The sequence below is a fragment of the Paenibacillus sp. J22R67 genome, from assembly GCF_059692175.1.
The window spans coordinates 91,146-109,658 of record NZ_JCAUAX010000009.1 but is presented as its reverse complement, the minus strand read 5'-3'; the positions used below and the strand labels follow the sequence as shown (position 1 = coordinate 109,658).

Here is an 18,513-nt window from a genome sequence, read left to right as displayed (position 1 = left end):
TTAGGCTAAATTTGCCTTAAACCAAGTCCCCGCCGCATCAACTTCCGATCTCGTCAATTGATGTCCAGCATTTTCCCAATGGACTTCAATCTCAGCTCCAGCCTCACCTAGCAGCTTCTGCAGCTCCTCGGTCTCTTCTGGCGAGCAGATTGGATCATTGCGCCCCGCCCCAATAAATATAGGCGTGTCGGTCAGATCAGGAAGCTGGATGCCACGCCGCGGCACCATCGGATGATGCAGGATCGCACCGCGAAGCGCGTCTGGGTAGTGGAACAACAGGCTGCCTGCTATGTTAGCGCCATTGGAATAGCCGATGGCCACCACATTCCGGCGATCAAAGCCATGCTCTACAGCAGCTTCATCCAAGAAGTCGTTCAGCTCTTTGGTGCGGAAGATGAGATCCTCCTCATCGAAGATGCCTTCTGCGAGTCGGCGGAAAAACCGCGGCATCCCATTTTCAAGCACATTCCCTCTAATACTTAGTACAGATGACGCTGGTGAGATAGCTTGAGCTAGCGGCAGAAGATCCCTCTCAGTGCCGCCAGTCCCGTGCAAGAGCACGAGCACTGGCGCTGTTACGTCTGTTCCTGGTTGGTAAATATGTTTCATTGTCCGCTTCCCTCCAATTCACGCACCGCGATCGGTGGCAGATTGCGCTCGATTTGAGCACGGTTCGCTTCGAACCATTCTGGCAGCATGATTTTCTCACCAAGTGCTTCAGGAGCCTCATCTCTAGCGAAACCTGGAGGATCAGTCGCGATTTCGAACAAGATGCCGCCTTCTTCGCGGAAGTAGATCGCGTTGAAATATTGACGGTCCACAATCGGTGTTGGATGGTATCCGCTGTTCTGAACATGATTTCTCCACACCTCATGCTCAGCATCATCTTTTGCCCGCCATGCGATGTGATGCACAGTACCCGCTCCACCTGCTCCATACGGCATCGCTGTTACATGAAGGTCGATGATGTTCCCAATATCGCCAAAGGATTTGAATCGGGCATAAGCTCCCTCTTGCCCAACTTTCTCAAGCCCCATTACCTGCTCAAGCAGCTGGGATGTTTTGTCCGGAGCCGTGCTGTAGAGAATAGCGCCGCCGAAGCCTTTGATCGCTTTGTCGGTAGGAATGCCGCCAAATGACCATGTGCTAGGAACTCCTTGCTCGCGCTCAACGATTTCCAGTTTCAGCCCATCGTGATCTTCGAATTGTAGATAAGTCTCATGGAATCTTTCTGTTTTCTCAAAGGATACACCGAATTTAGTCAGACGCGCTTCCCAGAAGGCAAGACTGCCTGTAGGCACCGCATACGTTGTGATTCCGACTTGACCGCCACCGATACGCCCTCTGCGGGAACCAGCCCATGGGAAGAACGTGATGATTGTTCCAGGACTTCCGTGCTCATCACCGAAGTAGAGATGGTACACTTCCGGTGCGTCGAAGTTGATTGTTTTTTTGACCAGACGTAATCCCAGAATACCCGCATAGAAATCTACAGTTCCTTGTGCGCTTTGCACGAAAGCTGTTATATGGTGAATACCTGCAGTTTGTTGTTTTGTCATTTGAATACACTCCTCTATATTAGTTTAATTAGTTAGTTTTAGTTATGTCCTGCCCTGTGCAGAAAGAATCTTAGAATAATAATGCATCAATGGAGTACGCGCCAGCGCCAGTTAGTGCTACACCTACAACAACGGCAAGCAGCAGAAGATTGTACTCATAACCACCTGTTGTGTTCCAGTAGCCGTTTTTACCGTGTACTTTGGCAATCGCCATCACCATCGTTATTGCAATGAGCAAGGATGCAAATACAGTGCCTAGACCTGCTGCAAACAATAATCCTCCCGCAAATTCAATCAAACCAGCCAGAACCGCCATCGCGACACCAGGCTTAATGCCAATGGACTCCATCCAACCGCCCGTTCCTTTCGGACCGTAGCCACCGAACCAACCAAATAATTTCTGTGAGCCATGGGCCATGAAGCTGAGCCCTACAACCAAGCGGATAAGTAACAATCCTAATGCGATGCTCATCATGATCTCCTCCATTTCAAATTTAAGAGTCTTTAATTTAAGATATTAGGTAAAAGGTAAAGTAGTTACTCCTCCATTTGAGGACAAACTACTTTTCTATTTGAAACCGTCCTGGGCGAACTTGCCGAGCTTTTTTAACAATTGACTAGCGACCTTCTTCTCTTCCGCAGTAAGACCAGCCACCGCGCTCTCAATCACTTCAATGTGCTGAGGAAAAACTTCTTCAATAAATTGCTTACCTTTAACCGTGATTTCCGCAAAAATAAGTCTTCTGTCTTCCGTCGATGTTCGGCGGACAACAAACTCTTTCTTCACCAGCTTGTCGACCACATAGGTGATATTTCCGCTGCTCATCAGCACTTTGGAGCCGATTTGTTGAATGGCCTGTGCCCCTTTATGATAGAGAAGCTCCAGTACGCCGAATTCAGTACGGTTCAAACCATGCTTGCGAATGTCGCGGTCGCCGTGTGCGTTGACCCATTCACTTGCTCTGGAAAGTGCGATGTAGAGATCCAAGGAATCATTTCGCATTTCGCTCAACAAGTTCACCTCATTTCGTCGTTGTTTTTGTTTGTGTTCGATGTCTTGATTTAAAGATACTTTAATTCGAGATAAATGTCAACACCTGATTTTCAAAATTGTTGGCTGCACGTCAAAATCCATTCATACCGTCGGCTGGACGGTCAACTCTAACGGACTCAGCGACCGCTATTTCTCCGATTAGCCGCCATATTGAAGAGCTATCGGACTGAGGGGCCGTTATCAACTGATATTATCGTTGTTTTAGGTGAATTCAAGGCATTAACGGCGCGTGTGTCCGTTAAATTCTAATTCAATCCTAAAACGAGTAGATAACGTTATCTCAGTCCGGTAGCTTCAAGGTCACATGCTCAGACATATCCTGCGCGAACAAACGAAGCCTGCCCTGAAAGTCATTAAATGATAGAGAGAGCATTTTTTTGAACTTTTGAGAGCGACACTTAGAATAAAGGGAGTTTTTCCCGCTATTCCACTCGGCTCCATAAAAAAGAGGCCGTCCCAAGTCATCAATGACCGAGGGAGAGCCTCTTTTTTGAACCATTTGGTGGGACAGCCTCGTTCCTATGCCTTGTGCCCATGTCCTGTGCCCAAGCCTTAACCCACCACAGCCGACTCACCCTTCTGCAGCTGGTACATCTTCGCGTAGCGGCCATTCAGCGCCATCAGCTCATCATGATTGCCGCGCTCCGCAATCTCCCCGCGATGCAGCACAAGGATCTGATCCGCATCGCGGATCGTAGACAGCCTGTGCGCGATGACGAGCGTCGTGCGCCCTTCACTTACAACCTTCAGCGCCCGCTGAATCAGCCCTTCGGTCTCACTGTCGATGCTCGCTGTCGCTTCGTCCAGAATGAGTATGGACGGATCGAAAGCGAGCGCTCGCGCGAATGAGATGAGCTGCCGCTGCCCAGAGGACAACGTGCTGCCGCGCTCCACAACTTGCTCATCGTAGCCATGAGGAAGCTGCTCGATGAAAGGTGCAGCGCCGACATCTTTCAGCGCACTTTTTACCCGATCCATAGAAATCTCCTCATTGTAGAGGCTCACATTAAACTTAATATCCCCTGCAAATAAGAATGGATCCTGCAGCACGATGCCCATATGTTTCCGCAGCGCCTGCTTGGACATCGTCCCAATGTCCCGGCCATCAATGGTAATGCTGCCTTCATTCGGTTCATAAAAGCCAAGCAGAAGGTTCATGATCGAGCTCTTGCCCGAGCCCGTATGGCCGACCAAAGCGATCGTCTCTCCCTTGCGAGCTTCGAAGGAAATCTTCTTCAGAACATTTTCCCCTTCTTTATAAGCAAAGGTAACTTGATCAAATTTCACAATCCCTTCTGGACGGCTCACTTTATCTGTTTTCTCAACGTCTTGGCCTTCCATATCCATGATAGCGAACACTTTATCTGCGGATACAAAAGCTCTTTGGGCATTCGTCAGCTGATCGAAAATCCCGATAATCGGCTGGAAGATACGCCCCAGATAATCGATAAACGCATAAAACACCCCGAAGGAAATAGCCGTACTTAGTGATTCACGGCCAAAATACCAAATGACCATCGCCGTCACCAAGCTCCCTATTGTCCCTACTATATTACGGGAGGACAAGGAAAAAACACGGAATTGCTTCAATTGATTCACATAGCGATCCTGGTTCAGCACTTCAAATTCGTCCAGCGTCACTTTCTCACGCCGAAAAGCCTGAATAATCGGCATCACGACGATCGATTCGTTAATCATCGCGTTCATGTCGCTAAGCCGCGCACGCATAATGGTGATGAACACTTTGGAATATTTCAAGTGAATCTTCATAATGAGAGCAAAAATCGGCGGCAGCACCAAACAGTAGGCAGCCAAGTGCCAGTCCAAAATAAACAAAGCTACAAAAATACCGATAAGCTGCATGGTACTAACGACAAACGTCGCCATAAAGCTCATGAATAAATCGCGTACCGCCTCTGTATCGTTGGCAATTCTCGACACAACCTGACCAATTGGCGTGGTGTCGAAATAGCGCAGTGCGATGCGCTGGATTTGTCGCATTAAGTCCATACGCATGTTTTTGATGATTTGAAGCGCTGTGGACTGGAATAAATAGGCTTGCGAATAGTTGCAAATGCTTGCTACTAAAAGCAGCCCCATATAAAGACCAATCAGCTTAAGCACAGAGGACATCTGGCTTGTATCTACGGAAAGATGTTGGTCGATGATCGTTTTTGTGATGTAGGGTCCCGCAAGCTCGGCGCTTACTGCACAGCATAGAATAAGCAGCGCGCCGATAATCCTGAATTTATAGACAAGCGCGTACGAGACAAGTCTTCTAGCCGTCGATGGTTGATTCATCCTGTTCTCCTCCTTCCCTTACCTATTCGTCTAAACTCGCTTCCATCTGCTGACGGTCCCACTGTTCCCGGTACCAACCGCCAAACTGCATCAGCTGTTCGTGTGTTCCTTCTTCAATAATCCGCCCCTCATCCAAAACGAGAATCCAATTCGCGTGGCTAACCGCTGATAGTCGATGGGTAGAGATTAAGGTTGTTTTATCTGCTCTTTCCTTGCGAATGTTTTGTAGAATGCGGCTCTCCGTTCGGGCATCTACTGCGGATAACGAGTCATCCAGAAGGAGGATCTCGGAATTGATTAGCAGTGCTCTGGCAATAGCCAAGCGTTGCTTCTGCCCGCCTGACAACATGACGCCGTTCTCCCCGACGATGGTGGCAAGACCTTCCGGCATTTGCTCGATATCCTGGGTAAATGAAGCCATCTCCACCGCCCGTGCTATCTCTTCCGGCGGAGCGCCATGTTTGCCGAGCGCGATATTGTCGCGGATCGATTTGGACAGCAGCAAATGCTCCTGCGGAACATAGGCTACCCAACCTTTCACTTGATCAAGCCCAATCTGCTCAATCGGTACATCAGAGATCAGCAGTTTCTCAGGCGGAATTGGGTATTGTCTTAGCAGCTGTTTGAGCAGCGTGCTTTTACCGCTTCCCGTGCGGCCTACAATGCCTAAGGTTTGGCCACGCTCCAACTCAAAAGACACGTGCGCTAAGCTCGGGTGATTCGCAGTCGGATAAGTGAAGCTGAGATCCTTCATTTCGATGCGCTTAGGTACACTCATCACAACTGGCTTATCCACGTCTACGATATCAGCCTTCTGTGTTAGAGCCGTATCTAGTCGGTCAGCTGAGGCGCTTCCGCGCTGCAGGACGTTAATGAACTCGCCGAAGGAAATCATCGGCCAGATCAACATCCCTAAATAAATGTTGAACGAAACGAGCTGCCCCAGTGAAATCTCATTATGAAACACCAGATAGGAACCATATCCGATACCAATGGAATAACTCAAACCTACAATAAGGGAAGTCAACGGTTGAAAAAGCGCATTAAGTATCGAAACACGTTTGTTCTTATTCATAACCTCAGATGTGACTTGGTCAAAGGCTGTTAGATCATGATCTTCCTGCACATACGACCGAATCACGCGAATGCCGGAGATCGACTCCAGCGCATGATCGTTCATTTTCCCGAAGGAAGCTTGCGCCGCGAGGAAGCGTACTCTCACCTTTTGACCCAATTTGCTGATGACAAAAGCTAGAAATGGCAGCGGAATTAGCGCCGCAATCATTAATTTAAAGGAGATGAGGGAAACCATCATGATAATAACAACCGATGCCCCTACTATCGTGGAAACCAATGTCATTACTCCGTACCCGGAGGTTTGACCGATCGCGAGCACGTCATTCGTAGCTAAGGCCATTAACTGGCCCGTGCTGTTGCGTTGAAAGAACGCCGGTGTCATTTTCGTCAAATGCGCGAGCAGACGGCCGCGAAGCACCTTTTCCACCAATGCCGAGTTGCCGAACAAAGTCGTAATCCACACATACGCCATAATGTATAGTAGAACAGCAAGTCCTACAAGCAGAAGGACCGTATGATTAAGCGTAGTAGGTGTCAGATCTCCATTGCGGATATGATCAATTGTATTTCCTATCATTTTAGGCGGAATTGTCGCCAGTAAATTCACACCAATCAACAGACCGATTGCCAGCACATAATATTTCCATCTTTCTTTGAAAAACCATCGAAGCTTCATGATAAAAGACAAGGATTCCACCTCTTTCCATTGTTACACACATAACATTGATTCTATAGTTTCGCTCGGATGAAGTCCATGAGCAAGTTCAGTTTAATCAAACTTTCCTGTTCCTGCCGCATGCTGGAAACTTTTTACCCTTGAAGGACAGACTAATAACAACTTACATAGAGAGGAAGAACTTCCATGAATCATTTTATGAAAAAAAGCTTTGCCATTGTGTCCCTAGCTGCACTGATAACAACGGCTACAGCTTACGCCGCGCCTACCGATACATATGCTGTAGATTTGATGAAAGGCAACCTCACCTTCTCGATCTCCATGAAGGAGGAGGCGAAAAAAGTGCAAGCAACAGGCGTAATCACTTCCATTCAAACGGACGGCGATAATGGGTTGATCCACATTCAAGGTGTAGGCACGGATGGCCTTGTTCTTAATGTAGGCAAAGAGACGGTCTACCAAATGTTAGATGGCACTAAGCTTAGTCTTGCCGATTTACATATAGGCTTAACCGTGACGGCTGAACATTCCATGATTATGACGATGAGCCTGCCACCACAAACGCCAACGTCCAAGGTGACGGTTCTGGATGCAAAGACACAACCGGGTCTGCTCGGAACTGCCGGTGTTATGGAAGAGATCCGCAGCGAAAGCAAGGATGATCTGAGCATTCGTGTGAAAGGTGAAGGCTTAACGGAAACATCGCCTAGCGAGGTCGTTCTGAACTTGACGAAAGATACGGCTATCGTTGACAAAAATGGGGACAAAGTTGCGACATCGAAGCTTGTGAAAGGGGCAAATGTCATTGGATTCTACGGACCGGCCCTGACTAAGAGCCTGCCGCCTATTGGCACAGCTTGGAAAATCGTTGTTGCCGATAAAGAAGAATAATTTAAATAGTTATTGTATAAAGCTGAAACCTTCCTTACCAAATGGGAGGTTTCTTTATTTAACGTGGCTGATCGCACTGTCCAAATGATTCGTTTTTTGATACAATAACTGAAAATTCATTCGAATAAGGGGACTAATATGGAATACATTAGCACACGCGGACAAGTAGAACCCCTCGGTTTTATCGATGCCATCCTGATGGGTTTGGCAAACGACGGCGGTTTGCTTGTTCCAAAAACGATCCCGCAACTATCCGCTGACACGCTCCAGAAGTGGCAAAAACTCTCCTACTCGGAGCTGGCGCTTGAAATTTTCTCCCTATTTATCGAAAATGAAATCCCGCGCAATGAGCTGAAACAGCTCGTTGACGACAGCTATGGCACATTCCGTGATGAAGCTGTAACGCCTGTTAAACGCCTGAACGATGGCACTTATGTGCTGGAATTGTTCCACGGTCCTACTTTCGCATTCAAAGACATCGCGCTGCAATTCCTAGGCAATCTGTATGGGTACGTCTCCCGCAAGACGAACTCGATCATTCACATTCTCGGGGCGACTTCCGGGGACACCGGCGCTTCCGCTATTGAGGGTGTGCGCGGCAAAGAGGGCATCCGCATCTGTATTCTTCACCCTCACCAGAAGGTGAGCCGCGTGCAAGAGCTACAAATGACAACAGTTGATAGCGAAAATGTGCTGAATCTTTCTGTTGACGGTACTTTCGATGACTGCCAACGCATTATCAAAGAGCTGTTTGCTGACGTTGAGTTCAAGCATCGCTACCACTTGCGTGCGATCAACTCCATCAACATTGCCCGTATTTTAGCGCAAACGGTCTATTACTTCTACGCTTACTTCCAAGTTACAGCCAATGAGGCAGGAGCTAAAGTTAACTTTAGTGTGCCGACTGGTAACTTTGGTGATATTTTCGCTGGTTATCTCGCTCAGAAGATGGGCCTTCCTATTCACAAGCTCATTCTTGCGACGAACGAAAACAACATCCTTGAGCGTTTCGTGAAGGAAGGCGTGTACCAGCCGGGAGCTTTCCGCGGTACGCACAGTCCTTCGATGGACATTCAAGTAGCTAGCAACTTCGAGCGCTACCTGTTCTATCTTTACGGCGAAGATGCAGAGGCAGTGGCTACGCTGATGGCGCAGTTCAAAGTTGAAGGCCGCATTGTTATTCCTGCTGACAAACTGCAAGCCGTGCAAGCGGACTTTGCCGCGTACGGCGTACAGAATGAGGAATGTTTGGATACAATCAGCTCCTATTACAAGGAGTATGGCTATCTGCTTGATCCGCACACAGCATGCGGCGTTGCCGCTGCTGACCGCATCTCTGCTGACGGTGAAGTGACAGTTGCGCTTTCCACCGCTCATCCAGCGAAATTCGATGAGTCCATCCGACTGCGTGGTATTGAGCAAACCTACCCGCAGCAAATTCAAGCTCTATTCGACAAGCCGCAGTTCCAGACGGTTGTTGGCGGCTCGAATGATGAGATCAAAGATCAGCTTGTGAAGTTCTTTTAAATCAAAGGGACTGTCTCTGAAAGTCTGAAATGACCTTCGGAACAGTCCCTTTTCATATCTATTTAAACTTTTGCGGGAATTGCTTAATAATGCCTTCCGTCAACGCATCGGACATCATCATAAGATGATCAGCGCCTTTATCGAACCACATGATTTCGGCATCCCAATCCTTAGCCAGCATGGCTTTCACATTTTCCGTCAACATTTGCAAATGAACATACATCAAATCCTGAATCAACGGCTTCGTCCAGTTCGGATTAGCTTTGCTTATAAATGAGGCGATATCGTCGGCGTTGCGGTACCATTCCTTATTGTTCTTCTCAAGCTCGGCTGCATTCCCGCTTTTGGCCGCATCTACCACCTTGCCAGCGATCACAATGTGCTCCGTCAACAGCTTACCCAGCTGGTTCCCTGCATCCTCCCCGTAGAATGGCTTAATCGCATTCCCAATATCCTGCTGATTTCTTAACAGCCTTGCTAGTGTTTTATCTTTATTTTCTAAACCGGCAAGGGCGCTCACCACATAATTGCGTGTCCAAATGGCATGATCCATCCATAGTCTTCTTAGATCGCCCTTCAACTGCACCATGGATTGCGTGTACATCATCTGCTTAGCGGCTGCTGGGCGGTCGCTAGCGTGAGCTTCTGCCCGAAGAGGAGCCGTACTGAACGCAATAGATAGAGACAAAAGCGTTAACTTGATCAACTTACCTTTCATAGGTAGATTCTCCTTTTAATATAAATTGCAAACAACTCGTTATATTGTGTACTCACGGGTCGTTTTCATTCATAAAAGAGGGAGGAAGCCCGCAGCAAGACGTTACCATGCAGCAAATCAGCTAGGCAAAATCAGTCTCCAGACTGAGAGCCTCCTCCACCTAAGCAGGAGGACACGTTCCTAGTCACGTGATATGCTAGATGCAATGATTAGACTAATAAGGAGTGAGTATAGTGAATATGAATCGCAGCGCTTTTCTCGGCCCGATCTTGATCCTTTTAGGCATCTTCATGTTTCTAAAAGGGGAAATCACGTTCAGCACGGGTACCATTTTTGAATATTTTTGGCCAACCCTATTCGTCATCCCAGTGGGTGTGTTCTTTCATTGGTTGTACTTCTTCATCCTGCAGCGCAGGGGCGTAGGCGTTCTAGTGCCAGGCGGCATTCTGCTAACGGCAGGCGTCATTTGCCAAATTTCCATGCTGTTCGATATTTGGCATCTCATGTGGCCTGGCTTTATGCTTGCCGTCGCCGTTGGTTTATTCGAACTATACTGGTTCGGAGGACGTAACAAATGGCTGCTTATTCCGATCAACATTTTGACTGTGATGTCCCTCTTGTTCTTTGCGATTTTCTCGATCGGATCACTCTTCTCCGGCATCTTCCACAATCAGCCTATCTTCGCCATCGTGCTCATTGGTACCGGCTTGGCCTTGATGTTTATGCGCAGCGGTCGGGAGACTAGCAAGTTTTAATGTGAAAGAGCGTCGGGCGTCCTCCTGATGCTCTTTTCCGTATACTTAGGGGAACTGTAGTCCTCTATCTGGAGAAAAAAGAGCTATTTCCACTCTGATCGGAACTACAGGGCCTTATATGTCCCCCGTGGCACGTTTTTCGGATGGAATTCATGAAATAACGGAACGTAGTTCCCCTCGCCCATGAAATTTGTATCCATTCAAATAAATAGTGGACTCTAGTTCCTCCCAAGCACTTTTGTTCACAAAAAAACCTTCCCAACCACGAAATGTGGTAGGGAAGGTTCTTTTTTATTGGGCAACCAAGTTATCCTCTGTGGATTTCTTGATCTGTTTGCTTCGTAATTGTCCACAAGCGGCATCAATATCCGTTCCGTGCTCAAGACGAACGCTGCAGGAAATGCCCTGCTTTTTGAGCGTATCATAGAAAGCTCGCACAGACTCCCGCTCGCTCCGTTGATACTGGCTATGCTCATCTACCGGATTGTAAGGAATGAGATTCACATTAGCGAGTTGGCGGATGTGCTGAATCAACTCAGCAAGTTGGATCGCATGCTCCTTGCCGTCGTTCACATCCTTCAGCAAAATATACTCAATCGTAATTCTCCGGTTTGTTTTCTCCAAATAGTACTCAATCGAACTCATCAACTTCTCAATTGGAATGGCTTTGTTAATTTTCATGATCCGCGTTCGAAGCTCGTTCGTCGGTGCATGCAAGGAAATCGCGAGGTTCGTCTTCAAATCAGAATCCGCGAATTCTCTAATTTTATCAGCAAGACCACTTGTGGAAACAGTGATATGTCTAGCGGCAATATCAAGACCTTTCTGATCCTTTACGACGCGGATGAAATCCACCATGTTCTTGAAATTATCGAAAGGCTCGCCGATCCCCATCACAACAATATGGCTCACGTGCTCACTTGCACCCTTGCTGTCCAGATGAAGCTGAACCTTCATAATTTGTTCCACGATTTCTGCGCTTGTGAGGTCACGGCTCTTAGCCAGCAGACCGCTTGCACAGAAGCTGCACCCGATATTGCAGCCGACCTGTGTCGTTACACACACCGATAGCCCGTATTTATGCCGCATCAGCACGGTTTCAATCAAGTTGCCGTCCATCAGTTTAAACAGGAATTTAATCGTCCCGTCTGCCGACTCTTGTTTTAAATGCTCCGTCAAGGTTTGGATGGCAAAATGTTCTTCCAGCACCTGAAGGCAGTCCTGTTTGATATCCGTCATCTCCGAGAAGGCGGTTACCCGCTTCCGATACAGCCAATCCCATACAAGTAAAGCCCGCGACTTTTTGAATCCTTTTTCAGCGAGCCAAGCAACTAATTGATCAAATGTTAATCCATAAATGGACCCTTTATTCATGCTTTATCCTCTTTTCAAGACTTTCACTTACAGTCCAAAATTCTACGAAACAGCCGAAGCCTACCATCTAGTTATTATTGTGCCAAAAATCGTGCATGAACACAAGAGGAGTGAGCTTCCAGCAGTTCATAAAACATTTAAAGATTGATCGAACATATGTTCTTTATTTTTGCAGCGTTTTATGGTAATAATAAGAGGTAAGGTTTTTAGCAATGATTCTATTCAAATTTAACCCAAGGAGCTGAAGGATGATGACAGTACGCTTAGATCCTTATTTAGTCATGGAAGGTAACGCTAAGGAAGCCATTCAATTCTATGAAAAGGCATTAGGTGCCCAGCAAGTTTTCGTACAAACGTTTGGCGAAATGCCCGCAAATCCTGAATTCCCGCTCCCTTCAGAGGCAAATGAGCTTATTGGACATGCGATGCTGATGGTCGGCGAAACGCGCCTGATGCTGTCCGACGCATTCCCTGGACAACCTGTTCAGAAGGGTGCAAATGTTACCATTTGCATTTCAATCAAGGATGTTGAGAAATCCAAAGCGATCTACCATGCACTCGAAGATGGCGGACGCGTTATCATACCGTTGTCTGAATCTCACTTCAGCCCTGCTTACGGTCAAGTAGTTGACAAGTTTGGTGTGGGCTTCCACATTTTCACAGACCAACCAACTAATAACTAAGGTCCAATCGACAAGCCAAAAAGCCTTCATTCCATTTCTACCGTTGGATTGAAGGCTTTTTTATGTAGAACCCATAACATGCTTATCGAACGATCTTCTCGAGGATTTTCATAGAAGTTGCTGCTATCTCTTCCGTTACAGGCACTTGTACCGCTGCAGGTGCTGGCGTTGATGCTGGCTGCTCATGAAACATTTTGCTAGCATACATTTTCCTGATTTGACCATAAAAGCTTGTCGATCTTATGTAGGCAGTCATTCTACAAATCATTTGCATTTGCATCGTATCCTCAATCCCAGAACAGATGTTGAAAAGTGTATTCAAACTGCCAATGGCTTGATCCTTAGTGATGATCCCACTTTCCAAATCCCTAACAACCCGCTCCATTTCACTATTAACGAACCAGACTGCTCTGCTCTTCATATTCTTATCTATCAACCACTGCACCTCCTAGATGTATGTACTAAAATAGTACAACACCCCGTTTGGAATAGCTGTCGAAGTGAGGGGAGCAAGATTATAGTATTTTTCGGGAATGCCAAGGAATATTGTCGTCTTTTGTTAGGAAAAATTTGTAAACATAGGCCTGCCCTGTATTTTTCTCAGAAATTGCATGGTTCGCTCGTTCTTTGACAATTCGAAGACCTGCTCCGCACTACCTCTTTCCATAATGACGCCTTGGTCCATGAACACGACTTGGTCAGCCACCTCTTTGGCAAACGCCATTTCATGTGTGACAATGACCATCGTCATGCCTTCGGCTGATAGGTCCTTCATTACCTTGAGAACTTCGCCAACAAGCTCAGGGTCCAGCGCCGAGGTCGGCTCATCGAATAATAGCACCTCCGGATGCAGGGCCATTGCCCGGGCAATACCCACGCGCTGCTGCTGACCACCAGAAAGCTCATGAGGGTAGCTGTCAGCACGATCCCGCAGACCTACCTTGTCCAGCAGCTGCAGAGATAGGTTCCGAGCATCGGATTTGGAGCGTTTTTGAACAATGACTTGTCCCTCCATCACATTGCCTAACGCCGTTAAATGAGGAAATAGATTATAGTTCTGAAAGACCATCCCCGTTTGCTTGCGTATCGACATCAGAGAAGCGTAACTCACCTTGGATTTGCCTGTAAAAGAAATGCTCGTATCTGCGAGTGTTAACCTGCCTTGATTCGGGATTTCCAGAAGATTTAGACAGCGAAGCAGCGTCGTTTTGCCTGAACCGGAGGGCCCAATAATGACGGTCGTTGTGCCCTTTTGAACAGACAAATCGATCCCTTTCAGAACTTCTACGCCGTGAAAATGCTTATGCAGCTGTTCGATCTCGATCTGAATGATGTTTAAGCCCTCCTTTACGTTGCTACGCTGCGTTCGTACCGTCTTTCCAGCCTGTTCTGGAAGTAAGACAGCACCGTGCTGAAGATCAAGTAAACAACGGCTACCTCCATGTACAGCCAGAGAGGTTCATAGGTCACCGAGGCGATCTGCTGTCCTTTCTGGAACATCTCTGTGACCGTAATCGTCGCAGCAAGTGATGTATCTTTCGTGAGGCTAATGAAAGAGTTGCCAAGCGGCGGAATGGCTACGCGTACCGCCTGCGGAAGTATGATGCGCCGCATCGCCTGCCACTTGGTCATGCCTATTGAATAGGCGGCCTCTCTTTGACCTTTCGGAATAGACAAGATCGCTGCGCGAATAATTTCTGAGCTGTAGGCGCCCTTATTTAAAGTGAAACCAATAATAGCCGTCGGAAAAGGGTCCAGCGTGATCCCCAAACTCGGAAAGCCGTAGAACAGAATAAACAGCTGAACAAGCAGCGGCGTACCGCGGAATACCCAAACGTAGAACCTTGCGATAAGCACCAGAAGTTTAAAGTCGGACAAGCGGGCTAACGCCGTGAGAAAAGCCAGAATCAATCCTAATGCGAACGTAATTAAGGTCAGGGGAATCGTGTAGGCCACGCCTGCTTTTACAATCGGAAAAAAGGAATCACTAAGGATTCCTATAATTCGCTCCATGCGCTCCGTTGTCATATGCCGGGTTCCTTACTTCGAAACATCAGAATTGAACCATTTTTGTGAAATCTTCAGGTACGTTCCATCAGACTTCATATCGGCTAGAGCCTTATTCACTTTATCCAGCAGCTCCGTGCTCCCCTTACGCAAAAGAAAAGCATTACTGGTGGCTTCTGGCTCCTCGTAGACCGTTTTGATCGGCAGATCGGGGCGCTGCTTCTTCAAATCCAAAAATGACAGGCTGTCATTGATCGTCGCATCAATACGGCCAGACGTAACCAAGTCGATCGCTTGGTTGAAGCCCTCGACCACGGTATTCACGGCGCCATGGTCCTCCGCTACTTTCCGATAATTACTATCAAGGGATTGGCCTACCTTCTTCCCCTTCAAGTCATCCAAAGATTTAATATCGGTGTTATTTGCCCCAACAACAAGAACCGCTCGAGATACGATGTACGGCGTTGACATATCGTACTTCTCCAGGCGGTCTGGACGTATCGCCACTTCGTTGGCGACCATGTCGTAGCGTTTTGCGTCGAGACCGGCAATCATCCCATCCCACTTGGTTTCTACGAAACGCGGAGTAAGACCCGCACGTTTAGCAACTTCTTGGGCAATCTCTACATCGAAGCCCGTTAAAGTCCCGCTCTTATCATGAAACGTGAATGGCGCATACGTTCCTTCGGTCCCAATTGTTATTTCTGTTGCTGGCTTAGTCGTTGGAGCACTGCTGCTATCTCCTGCCTGCTGCCCCTCTTTGGCGCCACAACCCACGAGCGTTAAGACCGCGGTTAGCGTGAAGGTTATTCGGATGATTTTCTTCAAATGTGTAACCTCCCGTAAACAATACGTTTTACGTTTTTGTTTGTACGAGAGGTATTATTCCCAAACAATCCAATTTTAAGAGTCCAACTAACTGAACATTTGCTTCACTAATTCCCGATTCCGTTCTTTGAAAACTTCATTATGCGAGGAAACCATAGCATACTTATAGGCGCCTGGCTGTATGTATTGTTTCGCTTTATTTACAGCATTCGCTGCATCATGGAAAGCGCCCGCAATCAGATGGACCTTCCCCTCGTGATAGAGAATGTCTCCGGCTGCATAGATGCCCTCGATGGAAGATTCGCTTGCCGCGCTGCCTTTAATATAATAGTCGTCTACGATCTCAATCTTCACTTCACTATTTTGAAGCAAAGTCGTATCCCGCTCGTAGCCGTGATTAATAATGACTTCATCGATTTCTAGATACGAAATTTCTCCCGTTTCGTGGTTCTCAAGCTGAATATGTTCGATTGTTTCGTGATTTGCGCCAGCAATTAATTTGGAAATGGACGTATTTAAGATACATTCCACTGAGCTTTCCAACAGCTGCTTCACTTGAGCTTCATGGCCAGAAAGCGCGTCTTTGCGATACGTTAAATACACCTTGCCAGCTACAGGCTCCAGCTCATTTGCCCAATCAACAGCTGAATTGCCCCCGCCAGAAATGACGACGGTTTTACCCTTAAAGCGCTCCAGAGACTTCACGGTATAATTCAGATTAGACACCTCGTACCGCTCCGCGCCTTCGATTTCCAGCCTTTTAGGATTAAGAATACCACCGCCTACCGCGACAATGACTGTTTTCGACAAATGCTTCACCCCGGACGCAGTGAGTAGTTCGAAAACCCCTTCTTCATTCCGTGTAATCGAATCAACTTTCTCATTCAATACAACTTCTGGTGAGAACGTTAATCCTTGTTCGACAAGTTTCTCTATCAACTTTGCACCTGGCAGCGGCGTATGACCGCCAACGTCCCAAATCATCTTCTCGGGATAGACATGCACCTTGCCACCCAACTGTGGCTGATACTCGATGATCTTTGTTTTCATTTCTCTCAAGCCGCTATAGAAAGCAGAATACAGCCCTGCTGGGCCTCCTCCGATGACCGTTACATCAAACAATTCCTGGTTGCCCATATACGTTCACTCCTCCACACTGACATGCAATTGATTATCATTATCAATTAAATATAAAGCTATTTTTTTCTTTTGACAACAAAAATAATCGTTGACAACCTCATGTTGTTGCCTTAAAGTATGTTTAGTTATCTTGATGATAATGATTATCACTATCGATGTCATCCGGAGGTGTATCATGGTTCGCCTATTCATAGATGAACTCAACATTAGTTATGGAGAACGTTCGATTGTCAAAAATCTCAGTGCCTCCATTCCCGACAAAAAAATTACGACCATTATCGGCGCTAACGGGTGCGGCAAATCCACCCTTTTGAAAGCAACAACGCGGATTATTCCTCACCAATCTGGACGTATCGTTCTGGATGGGGCACTCATCTCCAAAGAAAACACCAAAGTTCTCGCCAAAAAAATGGCGATCCTCCCACAAACGCCTGAAAGCGCCAGCGGATTGACCGTTGGTGAATTAGTGTCTTATGGCCGCTTCCCCTATCAAACTGGTTTTGGCCGGTTGACAAAAAAGGACTATGACGCCATTGATTGGGCGCTCGAAGTGACTGGCACCCAAGATTTCAAATATCGACCTGTCGATTCCTTATCGGGCGGTCAACGTCAGCGCGTTTGGATTGCGATGGCTATCGCACAGGAAACCGATATTATTTTCCTGGATGAGCCAACGACCTATCTGGATTTGGCCCATCAGCTAGAGGTGCTAGAGCTGTTGCAAAGATTGAATCGGGAACAAGGCCGGACAATTGTCATGGTGCTCCACGACTTGAACCAAGCCGCTCGCTTCGCTGATTACATTATCGCACTGAAGGATGGTGAAATCGTCAAAGCCGGTGACTGCGAAGAAGTGATGCAGCCTGAGGTTCTCAAACAAGTTTTCCAAATTGATGCGGAGATCGGAAGAGATCCTCGAACCCATAAGCCCATGTGTATTACCTATAATTTATTAAAGGGAGACTATTCAAGTGAAAAAACTACTCATTCCATTCCTGCTCTTCATCCTAGTACTAGCTACTAGCGCTTGCGGATCCGCAGCTCCGAAGAAAGAAGAAGTTGCTGCGACACCAGCAGCTGCTGCAGCTGGATCCAAAACAATCACTTATCAATCCGAGAGCGGCCCCGTGGAAGTACCTGCGAATCCGCAACGTGTCATTGTCCTTTCCGCTTTTGCAGGAAACGTAATGGCGTTAAATGTGAAGCTTGTCGGTGTGGAGTCCTGGTCCAAAGCCAACCCTAATTTCGACAAAACTCTAAAAGATGTGCAGGAAGTTTCGGATGAAAATTTAGAAAAAATTATTGAATTGAAACCTGATCTCATTATCGGCCTATCCGATATCAAAAACTTGGATAAACTTAAGCAAATCGCACCAACCGTTACATACACCTACGGAAAAGTTGACTATCTGACGCAACATATCGAAATCGGCAAGCTTTTGAACAAAGAAAAAGAAGCGAAAGCTTGGGTTGATGACTTCAAGAGTCGCGCACAAAAAGCGGGTACTGACATTAAAGCCAAAATCGGTGCTGATAAAACCATTTCCGTCATCGAGAGCTTCGACAAACAGCTTTACGTTTATGGCGACAACTGGGGCCGTGGAACCGAAATTCTTTATCAAGAAATGAAATTGCCTATGCCTGCAAAAGTGAAGGAAATGGCTTTGAAAGAAGGCTATTATGCCTTGTCTACGGAAGTTCTGCCACAATTCATGGGTGATTACGTGATTTTCAGTAAAAACCCGGATGCCGACAACTCTTTCCAACAAACAGAGACATACAAGAATACAACGGCTGCAAAAAGCGGTCATGTGTATGAAGCTAACGCCAAGGTTTTCTACTTCAACGATCCGTTAACGCTGGAATACCAACTAGATTTCTTCATCAAAAACTTGCTTAAATAACATCACGGAGGAGCCTTTT

19 protein-coding genes are annotated in these 18,513 nt (G+C 47.0%); 6 read left to right on the top strand and 13 right to left on the bottom strand.

The annotated features are described in order from the left end of the window. The 6 genes from AC58VC_RS27875 to AC58VC_RS27850 all read right to left on the bottom strand — a co-directional run bounded on the left by AC58VC_RS27875 (nucleotide 1) and on the right by AC58VC_RS27850 (nucleotide 6,667). On the bottom strand, nucleotides 1–609 hold the full coding sequence (locus AC58VC_RS27875; RefSeq protein WP_497373502.1) for an alpha/beta hydrolase: 609 nt from the start codon (nucleotides 607–609) through the stop codon (nucleotides 1–3). Further along, entirely contained in the window at nucleotides 606–1,559 is a 954-nt protein-coding gene (locus tag AC58VC_RS27870) for a ring-cleaving dioxygenase (protein ID WP_497373500.1), read from the bottom strand. Before AC58VC_RS27870 ends, AC58VC_RS27875 begins: the two co-directional genes overlap by 4 nt. Before the next feature lie 70 nt (nucleotides 1,560–1,629). After that, complete coding sequence (locus AC58VC_RS27865; protein WP_497373498.1) at nucleotides 1,630–2,031, bottom strand: DoxX family protein; 402 nt, start codon at nucleotides 2,029–2,031, stop codon at nucleotides 1,630–1,632. Nucleotides 2,032–2,127: 96 nt separating this feature from the next. Next, the gene (locus tag AC58VC_RS27860) at nucleotides 2,128–2,562 is read right to left on the bottom strand and encodes a MarR family winged helix-turn-helix transcriptional regulator (protein WP_497373806.1); all 435 of its coding nucleotides are present in this window, start codon (nucleotides 2,560–2,562) and stop codon (nucleotides 2,128–2,130) included. Between the two features lie 603 nt (nucleotides 2,563–3,165). Beyond that, a complete protein-coding gene (locus AC58VC_RS27855; RefSeq protein ID WP_497373496.1) occupies nucleotides 3,166–4,914 on the bottom strand; it encodes an ABC transporter ATP-binding protein in 1,749 nt (582 codons plus the stop codon). Nucleotides 4,915–4,936: 22 nt separating this feature from the next. Then, the gene (locus AC58VC_RS27850; protein WP_497373494.1) at nucleotides 4,937–6,667 is read right to left on the bottom strand and encodes an ABC transporter ATP-binding protein; all 1,731 of its coding nucleotides are present in this window, start codon (nucleotides 6,665–6,667) and stop codon (nucleotides 4,937–4,939) included. Nucleotides 6,668–6,865: 198 nt separating this feature from the next. Between AC58VC_RS27850 and AC58VC_RS27845 the strand changes: the two genes are divergently transcribed. Together AC58VC_RS27845 and thrC are read left to right on the top strand one after the other, a co-directional pair. Beyond that, entirely contained in the window at nucleotides 6,866–7,558 is a 693-nt protein-coding gene (locus AC58VC_RS27845; RefSeq protein WP_497373492.1) for a hypothetical protein, read from the top strand. Between the two features lie 138 nt (nucleotides 7,559–7,696). Then, nucleotides 7,697–9,085, top strand: a complete 1,389-nt coding sequence (gene thrC / locus AC58VC_RS27840) for a threonine synthase (RefSeq protein WP_497373490.1) — start codon at nucleotides 7,697–7,699, stop codon at nucleotides 9,083–9,085. A 58-nt stretch (nucleotides 9,086–9,143) separates the two neighbouring features. Here thrC and AC58VC_RS27835 read toward each other — a convergent pair whose 3' ends face one another. Then, nucleotides 9,144–9,803 carry a glycosyltransferase gene (locus tag AC58VC_RS27835; RefSeq protein ID WP_497373488.1) on the bottom strand — a complete coding sequence of 220 codons (660 nt, stop codon included), beginning with the start codon at nucleotides 9,801–9,803 and terminating at the stop codon, nucleotides 9,144–9,146. A gap of 239 nt (nucleotides 9,804–10,042) precedes the next feature. On the opposite strand from AC58VC_RS27835, the gene AC58VC_RS27830 reads away from it, so the two are divergent. Next, entirely contained in the window at nucleotides 10,043–10,558 is a 516-nt protein-coding gene (locus AC58VC_RS27830) for a hypothetical protein (protein ID WP_497373804.1), read from the top strand. 291 nt (nucleotides 10,559–10,849) lie between these two features. Here the strand turns inward: AC58VC_RS27830 and rlmN are convergent, their stop codons facing one another. Next, a complete protein-coding gene (rlmN, locus tag AC58VC_RS27825) occupies nucleotides 10,850–11,932 on the bottom strand; it encodes a dual-specificity RNA methyltransferase RlmN (protein ID WP_497373486.1) in 1,083 nt (360 codons plus the stop codon). A 251-nt stretch (nucleotides 11,933–12,183) separates the two neighbouring features. On the opposite strand from rlmN, the gene AC58VC_RS27820 reads away from it, so the two are divergent. Continuing rightward, nucleotides 12,184–12,615 (top strand): VOC family protein, encoded by a 432-nt coding sequence (locus tag AC58VC_RS27820; protein WP_497373484.1) that lies wholly within the window; start codon nucleotides 12,184–12,186, stop codon nucleotides 12,613–12,615. Nucleotides 12,616–12,697: 82 nt separating this feature from the next. Here AC58VC_RS27820 and AC58VC_RS27815 read toward each other — a convergent pair whose 3' ends face one another. From AC58VC_RS27815 to AC58VC_RS27795, 5 genes are all read right to left on the bottom strand, one after another. Next, entirely contained in the window at nucleotides 12,698–13,051 is a 354-nt protein-coding gene (locus AC58VC_RS27815; protein WP_497373482.1) for a hypothetical protein, read from the bottom strand. A gap of 123 nt (nucleotides 13,052–13,174) precedes the next feature. Next, nucleotides 13,175–13,939 carry an amino acid ABC transporter ATP-binding protein gene (locus AC58VC_RS27810; protein ID WP_497373802.1) on the bottom strand — a complete coding sequence of 255 codons (765 nt, stop codon included), beginning with the start codon at nucleotides 13,937–13,939 and terminating at the stop codon, nucleotides 13,175–13,177. A 23-nt stretch (nucleotides 13,940–13,962) separates the two neighbouring features. Beyond that, on the bottom strand, nucleotides 13,963–14,643 hold the full coding sequence (locus tag AC58VC_RS27805; protein ID WP_497373480.1) for an amino acid ABC transporter permease: 681 nt from the start codon (nucleotides 14,641–14,643) through the stop codon (nucleotides 13,963–13,965). Between the two features lie 12 nt (nucleotides 14,644–14,655). Further along, the gene (locus AC58VC_RS27800) at nucleotides 14,656–15,441 is read right to left on the bottom strand and encodes an amino acid ABC transporter substrate-binding protein (RefSeq protein ID WP_497373800.1); all 786 of its coding nucleotides are present in this window, start codon (nucleotides 15,439–15,441) and stop codon (nucleotides 14,656–14,658) included. A 96-nt stretch (nucleotides 15,442–15,537) separates the two neighbouring features. Then, entirely contained in the window at nucleotides 15,538–16,587 is a 1,050-nt protein-coding gene (locus AC58VC_RS27795; protein WP_497373478.1) for an NAD(P)/FAD-dependent oxidoreductase, read from the bottom strand. Between the two features lie 178 nt (nucleotides 16,588–16,765). Between AC58VC_RS27795 and AC58VC_RS27790 the strand changes: the two genes are divergently transcribed. Then, on the top strand, nucleotides 16,766–17,614 hold the full coding sequence (locus AC58VC_RS27790; protein ID WP_497373476.1) for an ABC transporter ATP-binding protein: 849 nt from the start codon (nucleotides 16,766–16,768) through the stop codon (nucleotides 17,612–17,614). Then, on the top strand, nucleotides 17,562–18,494 hold the full coding sequence (locus AC58VC_RS27785) for an iron-hydroxamate ABC transporter substrate-binding protein (RefSeq protein ID WP_497373474.1): 933 nt from the start codon (nucleotides 17,562–17,564) through the stop codon (nucleotides 18,492–18,494). The genes AC58VC_RS27790 and AC58VC_RS27785 overlap by 53 nt, the downstream gene beginning before the upstream one ends. Nucleotides 18,495–18,513: the final 19 nt, after the last annotated feature.